Origin of the sequence: Streptomyces ziwulingensis, assembly GCF_039542605.1 — a bacterium.
Classification (GTDB): Bacteria; Actinomycetota; Actinomycetes; order Streptomycetales; family Streptomycetaceae; genus Streptomyces; species Streptomyces ziwulingensis.
The window spans coordinates 193,583-207,742 of sequence record NZ_BAABIG010000024.1 but is presented as its reverse complement, the minus strand read 5'-3'; the positions used below and the strand labels follow the sequence as shown (position 1 = coordinate 207,742).

The window sequence follows — 14,160 nt, the reverse complement described above, 5'->3', positions numbered from 1 at the left end:
ACGTCGGGGTCAAGCTTCCCAGCAGCGTCGTCCTGGACGTTACGACTGATGCGACTCAACTTGCCGCACTGAGGGCACGGGCTGTCACGGAGTCGGCGGGCTTCGGACTGTGGGTAGATCGTCTTCGGAGTGCTCATGGTTGGACGGTAAGGGCTTTTCGCTGAGACGTTCCCTCCACTCGACTGACAGCCACCATGCGACACTGGCCGCGGCCCGCCTCGCATCCCCCGTCGAGGTGGGCCTTCTATGCTGCCGGGAGGGTGCTGTGGCTGATGAACTGCGGGAACTGGTGAAAGAGCGGCGTCAAACGCTGGGCCTGTCGTATCAGGGGCTCGCCAACGCGGCAACAGTCGCAGCGCCGGCGGCGGCTGTATCCACTGGCTGGCTGCACAGGCTGGAGACGGGGGAGCCGGTCATCGCACCGAGCGGGCCAACTCTGGCAGCGTTGGCGGCGGGCCTTCGCCTGGATGCGGTCCGGCTCCGCGAGGCGGCTGCTGCGCAGTTCTTCGGCGTGCGCTTGCCGTGGGCGGCATCCGGAGAAGCCGCCGAGGTGGCAGAACTTGTCGAATCCCTGCCTGAGCGTCAGCGCCGGGCGTTGATCGATCTGATCCGAATCATGGCGAAGGACGTCTGACGGGCGGACGTCTGCCATTCTGGTCACGGCCACGCTCGTCTGCTCGCGGGAAACCCGGGCGCCTGAGATCGTGTCGGTTCAGAGCCGGGCGGGCCACGGCAGTGCGGTCCCCGGGGGCCGTCCGATCGGTTGCCGGGCGCCGGAGTAGCTACCCGGCGCACCGCCTTCCGCCCCGTCCTCCATGGTTGAGGACGGGGCGGTCGTGCGTCAGTCGAGTCTGGGCAGCTCCCCGGGCTTCACCGGGACCCGTTGGATGTCCGTCGCCCCGGCCTTCTCCAGCTCGCCTTGCCGGCGTTCGGCGCTAATCTCGTCGTAGGCGACGGCGGACGCCCGCCGGGTGCCGTCGGGGTCGGTCCAGGTGAAACCGTAGCTGCGCATCATGGTGACCATGCGGGCATTGTCGCTGGTCGCACTGACAACGGCGCGGGTGCGGCGTGCCTGCCGCGCCCGTAGGCTGGACGCTGCTCGGGGCCGACAGGAGGTTCGTCATGCCCCGCACGGTCTGGTCCGGCGCCATCAGCTTCGGCCTGGTCACGGTCCCCATCCACGTCCAGTCGGCGACCGAGGACCACTCCATCCGCTTCCACCAGTACCACCTGGCCGACATGGGCAGGGTGCGGACCCGGAAGGTGTGTGAGCTGGAGAACCGCGAGGTGTCCACCTCCGAGATCGGCAAGGGCTACGAGATCGCCCGCGACACGGTGATCCCGATCAGCGACGACGAACTCCGCGACCTGCCCCTACCGACCGCAAAGGCCATCGAGATCGTGGCGTTCGTCCCGCTGGCCTCGGTGGATCCGATCCGGATCGGCGACGGCTACTACCTCGCCCCCGACGGCCAGGTCGCCGCCAAGCCCTACAAGCTGCTCCGCCAGGCCCTCGACCGATCGTCCCGTGTCGCCGTCGCCAAATACGCCTGGTCCGGACGCGAGCGTCTTGGCCTGCTGCGGGTCCGCGACGAGGCGATCGTCCTGCACGCCATGCGCTGGCCCGACGAAATCCGAGACCCGTCCTCCCTGCTCCCCGACCCAGTGGACGTGTCGGAGCAGGAGATCGACGGGGCACTCGCCCTCATGGACACCATGGCCACCGACGACCTGACCGGCTTCCGCGACGAGTACACGGCCGCCCTCTCCGACATCATCATCGCCAAGCGCGAGCACCGGGAGCCGGCGCCCGTCCCCGAGCCGGCCGAGCCGCGTGCGCAGATTGTCGACCTCATGGCCGCACTGAATGATTCCGTGGCCAAGGCGCGCGAGGCCCGCGGCGATGGTGGAGACGCCGACGTCCACGAGATGCCGACGAAGCGGGCCGCGAAGAAGCAGCCGGCCAAGAAGACCGCGGCGAAGAAGACGACCGCCCGGAAGCCACGGCGCGCGTCCTAGCTGTGGCGGGTTGGTTCCCCGGCCCGTACTGCGTGCCGGTCCGCCACCTGCTCCAGCACTGCGTACATCTGCTGGGCACGCTGGCTGCGGCGGCTGCCGAGAGAATTCCGGGATACGGTGAGCAGCAGGATCCAGTGCGCGCCGGTCATCTGCATCCGGCTGGCCGCCCGGACCGCGCGCAGCAGATGATGATTCTCCCGCGCCGCCAATGGGCCACGCGCGGGCGACACCAGCTCCTTCGCCGGGCCCCGCAACGCTTGCCGCAGATGCAGCGGCACCGCCTCCCAGGTCGGATCATCCGCCGCCGGCAGCAGTCGGCCCTGGGCAGGTCCTGACTCGGCGAGGGCCGGTGGTGAGACGGGGGACTGATCACCAGCCAGAGCATCGGCGGCGCAGGTATGGGCCGCTGGCCCGATGTGCGGGCACCCGGGGCAACGCGCCCATCCCGCCTCCTCGACAGCCGTCTGCACTACCGACCGCTCCGGGCCGTACCCCAGGGAGACCAGCTCGTGCGCCAGGCGCAGGCCCTGCACAGCATGCAGGGCGGCTGCCGCAGTGACCTCGTGGCCCTGAGCGAACCACCTGTCGACCTCTGCGTTCTCGCCGCACCCGCAGAAACAGCCCCGAATCCGACTTTCGCTCGTCTCTGTCACGCCCCGTGACCCTAGCGGCACCATGGCCTGTAGCGGCCAGGCCACGCCGACTGCCCTGCACGGCGTGCCTTGTCTGCGGGCCCGGAGAGCGCGCGACCAAGCGGTGCACCGGTTAGCACCCCCCGCTTAACCGTCGATGAAGCCCAGCTCCACGTCGGGCTTGCACGCCGTACACGCCCGCACCCCATCCGCGAGCGCCCGCCATGCTTCGTTCCGGCTGATGCCCTGGCGCCGCTTACCCTTGTTCCAGCAGTCGCCGACGTGAACCTGGACGGGCGGTGAGTCCCGGTTGAGCCCGACCTCCAGTAGCCAGTCCGGCGGCGCCGGCCGGGCGGCCTCACCTCGCCGCTGCTCGGCCTCCTGCCGCTCCTTCGCCGCGATCGCATCACGCACCTCGCCCAGGAGTAGAGCGAGGAACGTCTCCAGGGTGCGGAGTCTCGGCAGGTCAGGCGGAAGATCGGACATGGCTCCAGCTTGCACCAAGATTCGAACAAGGTTTCCACTGGGGGCATGGGCAGAGAGAAGGTCGACTACCTCACCGAACGGCAGGAGCAGATCCTCCACCACATCCGCGCCGCCATCACAGACCGCGGTGAGGCCCCGACCGTCGCTGAACTCGCCGCCGCTCTCGGCATGCGCCCGTCGAGCATCCACTACCAGCTTGGCGAACTCGCGGCGAAGGGCGCCATCACCCGGGAGTCCGGCCGGCCGCGCGGGATCCGGCTCGCATGAGACCCGGCCGCTACCACCTGGTTTTGGCCGCGGCGGGCCGTCCGGCGATGCATGGCTGGTGGGACGACGAGACCGTGGCTCGCCGGAAACTCGCGTCGTGGATCGGGGACTGGGGCGTGTCGGGTTCGAGCATCACCCTCACCGACGAGAAGGCCGGCGAGCGGTTGACGGAGTGGCCCGAGCAGGCGTGACCGTCTGCCATGCTGCCGCCCATGAGCGTCCGCCCGTACCCCAGCCCGGCCCGCGCCTGGCGGCAGATCATGCGCCGGCACCGCTACGACCGGCCCGCCCACCTGCCCGCACCGCCGCAGGGCCCGGTCGGCACCTACGTCCTGTCGTCGCGGCGCCCCGGCGTTGTCAGTGGCCCGTCGTAGGCTGGTCGCATCATCAGCCCATGCTGGCTGCGTGCGCTGAAGCCGCCCCGTCTGATCGGACAGACGGGGCGGGCTGCTGTCTGGGTTGGGGCGGCATCTGAGGTTTTCGCGGGCCTCCGTGAAAACCCCCCTGACCAGGCTTTTTCCTGGTAGCAGGAAAAGGGTCACGCCGCCGCTGTCACGTCCCCTTGCTCGACCTGCCGCAGCTCGTCCAGCAGTCGCCGGTACTCGGCCCGCTGCGCATCCGACAACCGCGTATCCCTGTGCGTGAACAGGGCGCGAATCGCCGCATTCAACTCGGCCGCAGACCGCAGCGGACCCGGCGACGGGGGAGAGGTGGGCATGATCCGAGTCTAGGCGGGCGGTCTGACAGCGGGCTACGGATTCTCGACAGGGGGCTGCCCGACGTAGGTGCCGCGCCCCTGCACCTTCCACACGACCCGCTCGTCAACGAGGACGTCAAGCGCTCGCCGTACCGTCGTCCTGGCGATCCCGTACTCCTGCACCAGCCGGGTCTCCGACGCGATTGGCCGGCCGTCCGCCCAGTCACCTCGGGCGATCCGCGCCTTCAGGATCTCGGCGAGCTGCCGGTACGGGGTAACGGGACCCTCGTGGTCGATCTTAGCGTCCGGATCAATGGCCATGATCTGAAGCTAGGCAAGCCCCTACAGGTCGGCATCTGCAGCTACGTATCGATACGTCGCGAGACAGGGCGATACAAGCAGAGCTAGCCTTGCAATTGCACGGGACCCCCGCGACCGCGCGAACGGCCCGGGGGCATGGCCGACACCCTGGGAGCGTCGACGTGAACGAGCGTAGAGAACCCGCCGCCGATGACGGAAGCGGGCACGCCCCGTTCTTAGGCGCCGGCCGACTCAGCCCGCCACGGGAAGCCTGGGCGGCCTACGTGGGGCACGCCCGCGCGTGTGACCGATGCCGAGACGTCGACCAGCGATGCGAAGAAGCCGGACGGCTATTTCGGGCCTGGGAGAGTGCGGCGCAGACGGGTGTCCGACGACTTGGCGGCTGAGAACTGAGCCGTCAGTGACTACCTTCTGTCACATTTCCACGCTCGCCCGCGAATATGCCGGAACGTTTGGCCAATGCCTGACCTGCGGTGATCCCGTCGCCACCGCACGAACAGATAGTCGAGGAGAATGTAGCGGACACCTTCCGCATCCAACGGACATGGGCTTTACTCAATCAAGACCCGGTGGCCACATTCAGTCACCTGGCATATGCCTACGGCGGGGGAGCGAGACGGATCGACCACCGATCCATCGGCAACAGCAGATCAGCAGTCTCCAGGGGGCGACCATCATGGTCGAAACGAGTACGGGCCACACGGAACACCACAGAGTCCACAAGCAGACCCAAAGCATGCGCCTGCTCGGCCTCAAGCCCCACCGCCCCCACCTCCGCAGTGAACGAGACGTGCGGCCGACGCCGGCCACGCCACCACGACGACACCAGCATCGCCGACCGGCCCCCGGGGTCGAGGCACTCCACCGTCTCGTGCCGCAGCGTCATCCCCGGCTCGACATCGAGGCGCTCGGCCAGCTCCATCGAGGCGACGCACGGGCGGGTATCGGTGATCTCGCTGGAGAAAGGCCACTCGGCATCAGCGTCCGTGAGAGTGCGCATAGCAGGAGGATGCGCCACATACACGGCCCGCCGCCGGTCACCCTCCAAAACGCCAACCCGACGCAGCAGCACGTAAGCGAGCCGCACCGTCTGGGGATGCACACCGAGTTCGGCCGCTAGCTCGGCGCGAGAAGGAAGATCCTGGCCCGGCCGCCACTCCCCGGCAGCGATACGGCGCTGAATGTCAGCAGCGATACGCCGATGACGCGCCTCTGGCATCCCAACCCCTGTCGATCATGACTTGGAGTCAGACGCTATGAGGCGGCTCCAGGGCTTGATATATCCAGAGCTGATCTTTGCCACTGAAGCAACTGAAGAGAGGATTCGACGCCGCGGGGTTCAGGTCTTCGCCGGCGTCGATAGGCCCGCCGCTCGGCCCCCGCACCCCCTTGGTCGGCTGCGCAGCGGGACCGGATACCTGGCAAGTCCAGCCGCGTATCCACCCTGACGAGTGAACCGTTCCCCATGACCGGTGCACGGGGTACTCGTCGAGGAAAGAAGCCGGGCCCGGCTCCCATCCATCGCCCCCGAGGGCGTCCCCAGGGAGCCGGGCCCGGCGCTCTCTTCAGGCGTCGCCGCAGCTAAGTCTGTCACTGGGAAAGAAGTGGGAAATAATCATGCGCACGCATGCCGACGCATGCGTGCAGATGCCTACGCCGTTGTGGCATACGCGCAGCTCATAGCCATTGGTGTCGAGAAACTCGCAGACCCGCTGCCCACGCTGACCCAGGCGTAGTCGTTGTCGGGGAACGACGAGCCCTGGAACGCCCCGACGTACGACCGGTCCCAGCCGCTGACCCCGGCCCCGGCCCCGCCGCAGTGACCGGCCGTGACGAACCCGCCGTGCACCGAGAAGCCGATGGAGCAGCGGACGTTGCCGGTGTAGTAGGGGTCGCCGCCGACCGTGCCGGCCGCGAACGTCTCCGGGGCGGCCGACACCGTCCGTACGGTGACCGGACCGGCCTCGCGGGCCCGTGCCACGAACCGGCGGACATCGTTGTCGTGCCGCTCGTCGGCGACCACGTCGACGACCACGGTGTTGTCCGCCGGCGCGACGTGCCAACTGCTGATGCCCGAGGGCGCGTCCAGGCGGTCCAGGCGCGCCTTGGCCGCGTCCAGCTCGCGGGCGCTGTGCTCGACGGTCCGCACCCGGGCGCCGGTCGCCTCCACCGCCCGTACCGTCGTGGCGGGCGCGTCGGAGGTGACGGCCACGGTGAGCCGGCCGCTCGCGGCGTCGAACCAGGAGCCGCCGAAGGCGCTCGCCGCGGCCCGGCGCGCCTCGGGCTCCAGGCCGGTGGCCCGTTCCTCGGCCGCCAGCCGCTTCTCGGCCTGGGCGGGGGTGAGGCCGAGATCGCGCTGCATGGCCTCCAGGAGGCCGGCCGACACGGGGGCGGGTGCGGGGGAGTCGCTCGCGGCGGCCGGCAGGGAACCGGCCGCCGTCCAACTGCCCGCCAGGAGGAGGGTGGCGAGCACGACGTGCTTGAGTCTGCTGCGTCTCACGGGAGTTGCCCTTCGTCGTTCCAACAAGGTGGGGGCGGAACAACCACGCTTTGAGAGCGCTCTCACATGGGGTCGGGCAGAGCCTAGCCGGACCTTGGTAGGCAGGTCCATGCCAATGCGGGGTACTTCTGCGGGTCACTTCTGTTTCCTTCCGCGGGCCACTTCCGCGGGCTGTTTCGGTGGTCCGGCCCCGTGTCCGGCCCGCGTCCGGCCCGTGTCCGGCCCGTGTCCGGCCCGTGTCCGGCCGGGTCACCCGGGTCAGGTGCGCGGATGCGGGGTGTCGGGACGCAGGTCGCGTTCGGCGAGGATCAGCGACCGTTCGCGTACGCAGTCGGCGTGCACGACCACCTCGCGGGGGTCGAGACCGTCGATGGCGCACTGCACGGCGGCCAGCGCCTCGTCGAACCGCCGCAGCCGCCGCAGGGCGGACGCCTTGCGGAAGAGCGCCTCCGCGCCCGGGCCGTCCGCGAAGGCGGGGGCGCGCAGCAGGTCCAGCATCCGGCGGGGCTGGTCGGGGAGGTCCTCACCGAGCCAAAGGCCGTGGAGCAGGGCGTGCACCACCTTCTCGTCGTGCCCCGCCCGCGCCACCACCTCCGCCAGCAGCGCGAGCCCCGTCGTGCGGGAGCGTCCGAGCAGGGCGAACGCGCGCATCGCGGTGCTGTAGGGGTCCAGGCCGGCGGTGTCGGTCTGCCCGGCCCCGTCGGCCCCGTCGGCCGGGCCTGCCGCGTCGGCCGGGCCTGCCGGGGCCGGACCGCCGGAGGCCGCCGTGCCGGCGTACCCGGTGAGGGCGAAGAACTCCTCGATGGCGGTGCACCGGAAGTCGTAGCGCAGGGTGGTCAGGAAGCAGTGCCACAGGGCCCGCCCGTACGGCTCGCCGGGGTCCGCCGCCGCGACATGGGTGTCGGTCAGGAAGACCAGGGCGCTGTGCCCCTGGGCCCGGGACCGCCACGCCAGATCGCCCGTCACCCGCGCGGACTCCTGCCAGTCCGCCCCGCCGCGCGCCAGCCACCCGGCCGCCTCCCGGGTCCAGTCGCGGCCCGAGGCGGCCTCCTCGGTGACCCGGGCGCGCACCATCGTCCAGCCCCGGTCCCGTCCGCCCGGGCCGCCGTCCCGCAGTACGTGCGCCACCGCGTCGGCCGCCCTGGGCAACCGCCACAGACCGCGCGCGGTGTGCTCGGAGACGGGCGTCCACCCCGGCGGCAGGGCCGTGACCGCCTCGATCGCCTGCCGCAGACCCGGATCCTGTGCCACGGACATCCGGCGGACCTCCTCACCCGGTCTTTCCCGGTCCGCGCGGAAGGCGGCCGGGACGGTGCCTTCCATGTCTGCCGCGCGCGGACGCCCGCGTAACCCCCCGGGCGAAGGACCCGAAGACCCCCGGTTGGCCGGTGGCGGAAGGGGCACTCAGAGCGGAGCGACGGCGTCCGGCGCGGCATCGGCAGGCGTCGGGAGACGGATCTTGGAGGACTCGTGGCAGTGCGTCATCGACTTATCCAGGCGAGCCCGCGGGCGGTGTGGACGGTACTCGCGACGGCCGAGAGCTACGGGGACTGGGTGGTCGGGACCACCGAGGCCACCCCTGGGCGGGGGACGTGGCCGGAAGTGGGCGCCAGCCTCCACTACGAGGTCGGCCTCGGCCCCGTCCGGCTGGCCAACGAGACGGTCGTCAGGCGCTGCGAGGAGGGCACCGCGCTGGAACTGGAGGCCAAGGCCGGCCCCCTCGGCACCGCCCGGATCGCCATCGAGCTGCGGCCCTGGGGCGAGCACTGCCTGGTGATCGTGGACGAGCACCCCCTGCGCGGACCGGGTGGCGCGCTGCACAACGCGGGCGTGGAACTGCTCATCCAGTTGCGCCACCGCACCATGCTCGCCCGGCTGGCCGACCTGTGCGAGACCGTCGCCCAGGACGGGCGCGGCGACGGCGCCCCGGCCGGGCGCGGGCCGGCCGGAGCCGTACCCGGGGCCGGCCGTGCCTGACGCCGTAGTCATCGGCGCCGGACCCAACGGACTGGTCGCGGCGAACCTGCTCGCCGACGCCGGCTGGAGCGTGGAGGTCCTGGAGGAGCAGCCCGAGCCGGGCGGCGCGGTGCGGCACGACAACGGGGTCGACCCGGAGTTCGTCAGCGACCTGTTCAGCTCCTTCTACCCCCTGGCCGTCGCGTCGCCGGTGCTGCGCACCCTCGGCCTGGAGCGGCACGGGCTGCGGTGGAGCCACGCCCCCCACGTCCTCGCCCACCCGCTCGGCGACGGCACCTGCGCGGTCCTCGACCGCGACGTCGACACCACCGCCGCCTCCCTCGACGCCTTCGCGGCGGGGGACGGGGACTCCTGGCGCCGGCTGTACGAGGTCTGGGACCGCTACCGGCCGGACATCCTGAGCGCCCTGTTCACCCCGTTCCCGCCGGTCCGGGCCACCGCCCGGCTCGCCGCCCGGCTCCGCGTCGGAGGCGGGCTGCGGCTGGCCCGCAATCTGATCCTGCCGGTGCGCCGCATGGGCGAGGAGGAGTTCCGGGGCGAGGGCGGACGGCTGATCCTGGCCGGCAACGCGCTCCACGCCGACCTGGCACCGGAGGCCGCCGGCAGCGGCGGCTTCGGCTGGCTGATGTCCATGCTCGGCCAGACGTACGGCTTCCCCGTCCCGGTCGGCGGCTCCGGCGCGCTGACCGCGGCCCTCACCCACCGGCTGCGGGCCCGCGGCGGCACCCTGCGCTGCGGAGAGCGCGTCAGCCGGGTCCTCGTCCGCGACCGCCGCGCCGTCGGGGTGCGGACCGCGGGCGGCGAGACGGTCGCCGCCGGGCGGGCCGTCCTCGCGGACGTGTCCGTGCCCGCGCTGTACGGCGAACTCGTCGACGCGGCCGACCTGCCCGCGCAGCTCCTCACCGACGTACGGCGTTTCCAGTGGGACTTCGCCACCTTCAAGGTCGACTGGGCGCTCGACGGCCCCGTGCCCTGGCGGTCCGAGGAGGCCGCGCGGGCCGGCACCGTGCATCTGGCCGACGGCGTCGACGAGCTGACCCGGTTCGCGGCCCAGATCGCCCGGCGGCTGGTGCCGGACCGCCCCTTCGCCCTCTTCGGGCAGATGACGACCGCCGACGCCACCCGCTCGCCGCGCGGCACCGAGTCGGCCTGGGCGTACACCCACGTCCCGCACGACATCCGCGGCGACGCCGGTGACGAAGGGATCACCGGGAGCTGGGACGCGAAGGACCAGGAGGTCATGGCCGATCGGGTGGAGCGCCAGGTGGAGCGTTTCGCGCCCGGCTTCCGGTCCCTGATCCGGGCCCGCCGCGTCCTGGCCCCGCCGACGCTGCAGGCGATGGACAGCAACCTGCACGGTGGTGCCATCAACGGCGGCACCACCGCCCTCCACCAGCAGCTCTTCTTCCGCCCCGTACCCGGTACCGGGCGGCCGGAGACCGCGCTGCCCGGTCTCTTCCTCGCCTCCGCCGGCGCCCACCCCGGCGGCGGTGTGCACGGGGCGCCCGGCGCCAACGCGGCCCGGGCCGCGCTGCGCCGCCACCGCGGCCCGGGACCGGCCATGCTCCAGCGCGCCCTCACCCGCCGCGACCGCACCGGTGACCGAGGACCGCGCGAGGAGCGATGAGCCGGGGGCGAGGGGCGGCAGGGGTGGCCGGGGCGGCGGGGGCGGCGGGGGCGGCGGGGGTGGGCGAGGGAGGCGAGGTCACCGTCCTCCGCGTCGTCCTGCCGCGGCCGCGCCGCGGGCCAGCGCGCGCAGCAGCGCGGACCTGCCCCCCTCGGGGACCGTCCACACCGTCTCGCCCCGCACGCCCCACCGCTCCAGCAGGGCGTTGGCGGCGAGGAAGCCGGAGGTGGCGGCGCGCTCCATGAGGGCGACCGGCAGACCGGTACGGACCAGGTCGCCGGCGAGGACGAGGGACGGGTCCGCGGTGCGGACGGCGGGCCGGTCGGCGTAGCCCCCGACCGGGAACAGCGGGCAGTCCGCCCGCCATTCGTGCCGGGCGGCGACCACCCGTGCCTCCCGGGTCTCCGGGTACACCTGGTGCAACTGGGCGAGCAGGCGTTTCTCCTCGACGTCCCGGACGGCCCGTTCGGGCAGGGCGTAGGCGTGCAGTTCGACCACCGAACCGCCGGTGCGCGCCGCCCAGCGCGCGGCCTCGCCCTCCCACGCGCAGAGCACACTGACGTTGTCCAGCGTCCCGTAGCCGCTGGTGCCGAGGAAGCCGGGGCGGCCGGCCGCCACCGGCCGGTCCAGCCACAGCCGGGAGACCAGGAACGGCGGGGCGTTGCGCAGCCGCGCCACCCGCTCCCGCCAGCCGGCGTCGCCGAGTTCCGGCGAGCGGCCCACCACCGTCTGCAGGCCGCCGGTGTCCAGCGCCAGTACGACGGCGTCGTGGCGCCGCGTCCCCGAGGCGTCCGTCACCTCGTGGCCGCCGCCGGCGAGGGGACGTACCGTCTCCACCGGCGCCGAGGTGCGCAGTTCGGCGCCGAGCGCGGTCAGCCGGGCGGCCAGCGGGTCCCACAGGGCCTGCGGGAACGGCTCGCGCGGCACGTCGAAGAGCAGGCCCTCGCTGGAGCCGAGGAAGTAGATGTGGAACATCAGCGCCATCTCGGCGGCCGACAGTTCGCGCGGGTCGGCGAAGAAGCTGCGGGAGAACACCTCGAAGGCGAGGTGCCGGGCGGCGGCGGGGAACCGCAGGTCGTCGAGGAAGTCCTGGGCGCTGACCCGGTCCCACCTCCGGTGGACGTCGGCGGTGCGGATGTCCAGCAGGGGCAGGGCCGCGGCCGGCCGCAGCGCGGCGAGGTCTCTCGGACCGAAGCTCGGGCTGAGGGCGACGAAGCCGAGGGCGTTCCACGGGGGCGTGCGCGGCACCCGCCGGAACCCGTCGCGCAGTCCGTCGGCGTGGACCAGCGGATAGTCGGGCAGCCCGGTCAGCATGGACAGCGCGGGGTCGGCGCGCCGCAGCAGGCCCCGCAGGTTGTAGTACTGGCGGAAGAAGGCGTGGAAGCCGCGGCTCATGGTGGCGGAGCTGCCGTCGGGCAGGGTCACCGGCCAGCCGGAGACCCGGCCGCCGAGCACCGGCTCGCGCTCGTGCAGCACCACCCGCACACCGCGCTCCGCCAGTACGGTGGCCGCCGCCAGCCCCGCGATCCCGCCGCCGGCCACCGCCACGGACGGCCGGTCGCCGACGATCCGCTCCAGGCCCGGCCGGGGCGCCAGCGCCCGCGCCCGCCGGTCCCGTCCGGGCGTCCGGGTCCCGCGCCGGTTCACCGGGCACCGCCGAGGACCGCGGCCGGCCGCCGGGCCGCGAAGGTGTGGGTGACCCCGGTCTGCCAGCCCGGCAGGGGCAGCACCCGCACCCCCTCGAACCCCGCGCGTTCCAGCCGCCCGCCGAAGGCCGGCGCGGTGTCGAACTCCAGTACGCTGCGCCACAGGTGACGGTACAGCTCCCGATTGCCGGTGGCCGTGCCGAGCGGCAGCACGACGCCCCGGCAGACCACGTCCCAGATCAGGCGGTCGGCGTGCCGCCCGCCGAGCGCGTAGTCGTGCGCCACGAACCTGCCGCCCGGCACCAGCAGGCGACGCACCGTGCGCAGCACCGGGTCCGGGTCGGCGAGGTTGCGGAACAGGTACGCGGCGAAGACCGCGTCGAACGGGCCCCGCACCCCGGCGTACTCCAGCCCCTCGGCGGCGGCGTGCACGAAACGCACCCCGGGCGGCCAGCTCTTGGCGCGGGCCCGGCGCAGCATCCCCGCCGAGGCGTCGACGCCGATGATCCGCGCCCCGGGCAGCGCCGCCGCGAGCGCCGCCGTCGAGGCGCCCGTACCGCACCCGAGGTCCAGCACCCGTACGGCACCGGCGTCGCGCAGGCCCAGGCGGCGCACGGAGCGGCGCAGTTGGGCGTGGTAGCCGGGGTGGAACGCGATCAGCCGGTCGTAGGTGCCGGCGCCGTGGTCGAACGCGGTGGCCAGCGCGGTGTCGCGCAGCAAGGGCATCGAGGGACTCCAGGGGGAGGGGGCGGGCAGGAAGGGGGCGGCGGAGCGGAAGCGGTCAGGGGGCGGGGCGGCGTGGCAGCCAGGGCAGTTCCGCCGCCGTGCGCAGCATCGGCCAGACGGGGGTGCGCACCCCGACCGCGAGGTCCTCGTGCAGCCGGCTCCGGCCGTCGAGGAAACGCAGCAGCCGCTGCGGCGGCACCCGGTCGAACAGCCGGAAGAACAGGTCGGGACCGTCGACCCGGCCGCTGTCCAGGGCGCGCAGCAGCACCGCGTCCATCAGCCGGGCCCGGGGCGCGTGCGCGGGCGGCGGCACCGGGCGGCGGCCCGCGCGGACGGCCCCGGCGATGGCGTCCGTCTGCCGCTGCACGGCGGCGAAGGTGTACCCGGTGGAGGGCCGGGTCGCCCCGCCCGCCACCCCGATCCGGAAGACCTGCCCGGCGGCCTGCCGGGCGAAGACGGCGTCGGTCATCGGGATCACCCCCTGTTCGGTGGAGAGGATCTCGGCGGCACCGGTGCCGAGGACGCGCCGCGTGTAGTCCTCCAGCGCGAGGTCGTACTCGCCGGCGGTGAGCGGCGCGGGCCCGAACTCGGTGTACTCCACCAGGGCCGTACGGCGTCCGGTGGGCAGCACGTAGCCGAAGGAGAGGCCGTGCGCGGGCTGCCGGGTGCGGAAGTCCATCAGATCGACCACCGCCGGGTCGAAGACCGGCCGCTCGGTGCGGACGAACCAGCCCCGGAAGTGCTGGAGCAGCCGGGTCCGCGCGGCCGGGGGGCGGTGCGGGGGACGGGAGTCGAACACCCAGCGGGCGCGCAGGTCCACGGTGCCGCCGAGGGCGTCGGTCGCCCGTACCTCCACCGTGCCGTCCGGCCGTGAGGCCACCGCGCCGACGGTCGCCGTCACGCGCCGCAGCCCGGTGCGGGACGACAGGTCGTGGTCGACCAGTGCCTCGAAGTCGTCCGAGCGGATCATCTTGTAGCGCAGCGGCGCGATGTGCCGCCGGACCACCGCCCCGTCGGGGCCGCGCACCCGCAGCCACTCCCAGGACGCCGTCACCGCCGCGTCGAACCGGCCCGGGCCCCGCTCCCAGAAGCACCAGGTGCGCCGGGGCGGACACAGGGGGCCGGCCGGCGGGCTGACCAGGGCGACGGAGGGCACCGGCCGCCCGGCGCGGTCCGGTCCGGCCGCCGGCAGCCGGTGCGCCAGCGACAGGCCCGCCGCCCCGGCCCCGACGATCACGATGTCCGCGTCCAGCACGGCCGCC

At 73.0% G+C, this 14,160-nt stretch carries 17 protein-coding genes and 1 pseudogene; 7 read left to right on the top strand and 11 right to left on the bottom strand.

The genetic code is table 11. The features are described 5' to 3' along the window. Nucleotides 1-265: 265 nt before the first annotated feature. Complete coding sequence (locus ABEB00_RS14640) at nt 266-634, top strand: helix-turn-helix domain-containing protein (RefSeq protein ID WP_345620004.1); 369 nt, start codon at nt 266-268, stop codon at nt 632-634. Nucleotides 635-841: 207 nt separating this feature from the next. On the opposite strand, the gene ABEB00_RS14635 is transcribed toward ABEB00_RS14640, so the two are convergent. Next, the gene (locus ABEB00_RS14635; RefSeq protein WP_345620002.1) at nt 842-1,024 is read right to left on the bottom strand and encodes a hypothetical protein; all 183 of its coding nucleotides are present in this window, start codon (nt 1,022-1,024) and stop codon (nt 842-844) included. 98 nt (nt 1,025-1,122) lie between these two features. On the opposite strand from ABEB00_RS14635, the gene ku reads away from it, so the two are divergent. Further along, nucleotides 1,123-2,019, top strand: a complete 897-nt coding sequence (ku, locus tag ABEB00_RS14630) for a non-homologous end joining protein Ku (protein ID WP_345620001.1) — start codon at nt 1,123-1,125, stop codon at nt 2,017-2,019. On the opposite strand, the gene ABEB00_RS14625 is transcribed toward ku, so the two are convergent. After that, the gene (locus ABEB00_RS14625; protein WP_345620000.1) at nt 2,016-2,672 is read right to left on the bottom strand and encodes a hypothetical protein; all 657 of its coding nucleotides are present in this window, start codon (nt 2,670-2,672) and stop codon (nt 2,016-2,018) included. The two genes, ku and ABEB00_RS14625, sit on opposite strands and share 4 nt — an antisense overlap. Before the next feature lie 126 nt (nt 2,673-2,798). After that, on the bottom strand, nt 2,799-3,137 hold the full coding sequence (locus ABEB00_RS14620; RefSeq protein WP_345619999.1) for a DUF6233 domain-containing protein: 339 nt from the start codon (nt 3,135-3,137) through the stop codon (nt 2,799-2,801). Nucleotides 3,138-3,182: 45 nt separating this feature from the next. Here ABEB00_RS14620 and ABEB00_RS14615 point away from each other — a divergent pair, with 45 nt between their 5' ends. From ABEB00_RS14615 to ABEB00_RS14605, 3 genes are read left to right on the top strand one after another with little or no spacing between them, the layout of a single operon-like run. After that, nucleotides 3,183-3,404, top strand: a complete 222-nt coding sequence (locus ABEB00_RS14615) for a LexA family protein (RefSeq protein WP_345619998.1) — start codon at nt 3,183-3,185, stop codon at nt 3,402-3,404. Then, entirely contained in the window at nt 3,401-3,595 is a 195-nt protein-coding gene (locus ABEB00_RS14610) for a hypothetical protein (RefSeq protein WP_345619997.1), read from the top strand. Before ABEB00_RS14615 ends, ABEB00_RS14610 begins: the two co-directional genes overlap by 4 nt. 21 nt (nt 3,596-3,616) lie before the next feature. Next, nucleotides 3,617-3,778 carry a hypothetical protein gene (locus ABEB00_RS14605; protein ID WP_345619996.1) on the top strand — a complete coding sequence of 54 codons (162 nt, stop codon included), beginning with the start codon at nt 3,617-3,619 and terminating at the stop codon, nt 3,776-3,778. 164 nt (nt 3,779-3,942) lie between these two features. Here ABEB00_RS14605 and ABEB00_RS14600 read toward each other — a convergent pair whose 3' ends face one another. The 5 genes and pseudogenes from ABEB00_RS14600 to ABEB00_RS14580 form a co-directional block, all read right to left on the bottom strand. Further along, nucleotides 3,943-4,122, bottom strand: coding sequence for a hypothetical protein (locus ABEB00_RS14600; RefSeq protein ID WP_345619995.1), 180 nt, complete (start codon nt 4,120-4,122; stop codon nt 3,943-3,945). A gap of 33 nt (nt 4,123-4,155) precedes the next feature. After that, nucleotides 4,156-4,422, bottom strand: a complete 267-nt coding sequence (locus ABEB00_RS14595) for a GntR family transcriptional regulator (RefSeq protein ID WP_345619994.1) — start codon at nt 4,420-4,422, stop codon at nt 4,156-4,158. Nucleotides 4,423-5,020: 598 nt separating this feature from the next. Further along, the gene (locus ABEB00_RS14590) at nt 5,021-5,641 is read right to left on the bottom strand and encodes a GntR family transcriptional regulator (RefSeq protein ID WP_345619993.1); all 621 of its coding nucleotides are present in this window, start codon (nt 5,639-5,641) and stop codon (nt 5,021-5,023) included. Nucleotides 5,642-6,130: 489 nt separating this feature from the next. Beyond that, nucleotides 6,131-6,922, bottom strand: a pseudogene (locus tag ABEB00_RS14585) (S1 family peptidase); the annotation flags it as partial. 258 nt (nt 6,923-7,180) lie between these two features. Next, nucleotides 7,181-8,179, bottom strand: a complete 999-nt coding sequence (locus ABEB00_RS14580) for a hypothetical protein (RefSeq protein ID WP_345619992.1) — start codon at nt 8,177-8,179, stop codon at nt 7,181-7,183. A gap of 213 nt (nt 8,180-8,392) precedes the next feature. On the opposite strand from ABEB00_RS14580, the gene ABEB00_RS14575 reads away from it, so the two are divergent. Continuing rightward, nucleotides 8,393-8,899 carry an SRPBCC family protein gene (locus ABEB00_RS14575; protein WP_345619991.1) on the top strand — a complete coding sequence of 169 codons (507 nt, stop codon included), beginning with the start codon at nt 8,393-8,395 and terminating at the stop codon, nt 8,897-8,899. Continuing rightward, nucleotides 8,892-10,526: a phytoene desaturase family protein gene (locus tag ABEB00_RS14570; RefSeq protein ID WP_345619990.1), complete on the top strand. Its 1,635-nt coding sequence runs from the start codon at nt 8,892-8,894 to the stop codon at nt 10,524-10,526. Before ABEB00_RS14575 ends, ABEB00_RS14570 begins: the two co-directional genes overlap by 8 nt. 78 nt (nt 10,527-10,604) lie before the next feature. Here ABEB00_RS14570 and ABEB00_RS14565 read toward each other — a convergent pair whose 3' ends face one another. Genes ABEB00_RS14565 through ABEB00_RS14555 form a run of 3 tightly spaced genes read right to left on the bottom strand, consistent with a single transcriptional unit; the run spans nt 10,605 to nt 14,153 of the window. Then, nucleotides 10,605-12,173, bottom strand: coding sequence for an FAD-dependent oxidoreductase (locus ABEB00_RS14565; protein WP_345619989.1), 1,569 nt, complete (start codon nt 12,171-12,173; stop codon nt 10,605-10,607). Then, nucleotides 12,170-12,898 carry a methyltransferase domain-containing protein gene (locus ABEB00_RS14560; RefSeq protein ID WP_345619988.1) on the bottom strand — a complete coding sequence of 243 codons (729 nt, stop codon included), beginning with the start codon at nt 12,896-12,898 and terminating at the stop codon, nt 12,170-12,172. The genes ABEB00_RS14565 and ABEB00_RS14560 overlap by 4 nt, the downstream gene beginning before the upstream one ends. Before the next feature lie 55 nt (nt 12,899-12,953). After that, on the bottom strand, nt 12,954-14,153 hold the full coding sequence (locus tag ABEB00_RS14555) for a lycopene cyclase family protein (protein ID WP_345619987.1): 1,200 nt from the start codon (nt 14,151-14,153) through the stop codon (nt 12,954-12,956). Nucleotides 14,154-14,160 lie beyond the last annotated feature (7 nt).

Bases quoted from the DNA above. Each gene is read 5' to 3' on its own strand.
- ABEB00_RS14635 (WP_345620002.1), bottom strand. From the start codon at position 1,024: ATGGTCACCATGATGCGCAGCTACGGTTTCACCTGGACCGACCCCGAC.
- ABEB00_RS14620 (WP_345619999.1), bottom strand. From the start codon at position 3,137: ATGTCCGATCTTCCGCCTGACCTGCCGAGACTCCGCACCCTGGAGACG.
- ABEB00_RS14605 (WP_345619996.1), top strand. From the start codon at position 3,617: ATGAGCGTCCGCCCGTACCCCAGCCCGGCCCGCGCCTGGCGGCAGATC.
- ABEB00_RS14590 (WP_345619993.1), bottom strand. From the start codon at position 5,641: ATGCCAGAGGCGCGTCATCGGCGTATCGCTGCTGACATTCAGCGCCGT.
- ABEB00_RS14595 (WP_345619994.1), bottom strand. From the start codon at position 4,422: ATGGCCATTGATCCGGACGCTAAGATCGACCACGAGGGTCCCGTTACC.
- ABEB00_RS14600 (WP_345619995.1), bottom strand. From the start codon at position 4,122: ATGCCCACCTCTCCCCCGTCGCCGGGTCCGCTGCGGTCTGCGGCCGAG.
- ABEB00_RS14580 (WP_345619992.1), bottom strand. From the start codon at position 8,179: ATGTCCGTGGCACAGGATCCGGGTCTGCGGCAGGCGATCGAGGCGGTC.
- ku (WP_345620001.1), top strand. From the start codon at position 1,123: ATGCCCCGCACGGTCTGGTCCGGCGCCATCAGCTTCGGCCTGGTCACG.
- ABEB00_RS14615 (WP_345619998.1), top strand. From the start codon at position 3,183: ATGGGCAGAGAGAAGGTCGACTACCTCACCGAACGGCAGGAGCAGATC.
- ABEB00_RS14610 (WP_345619997.1), top strand. From the start codon at position 3,401: ATGAGACCCGGCCGCTACCACCTGGTTTTGGCCGCGGCGGGCCGTCCG.
- ABEB00_RS14560 (WP_345619988.1), bottom strand. From the start codon at position 12,898: ATGCCCTTGCTGCGCGACACCGCGCTGGCCACCGCGTTCGACCACGGC.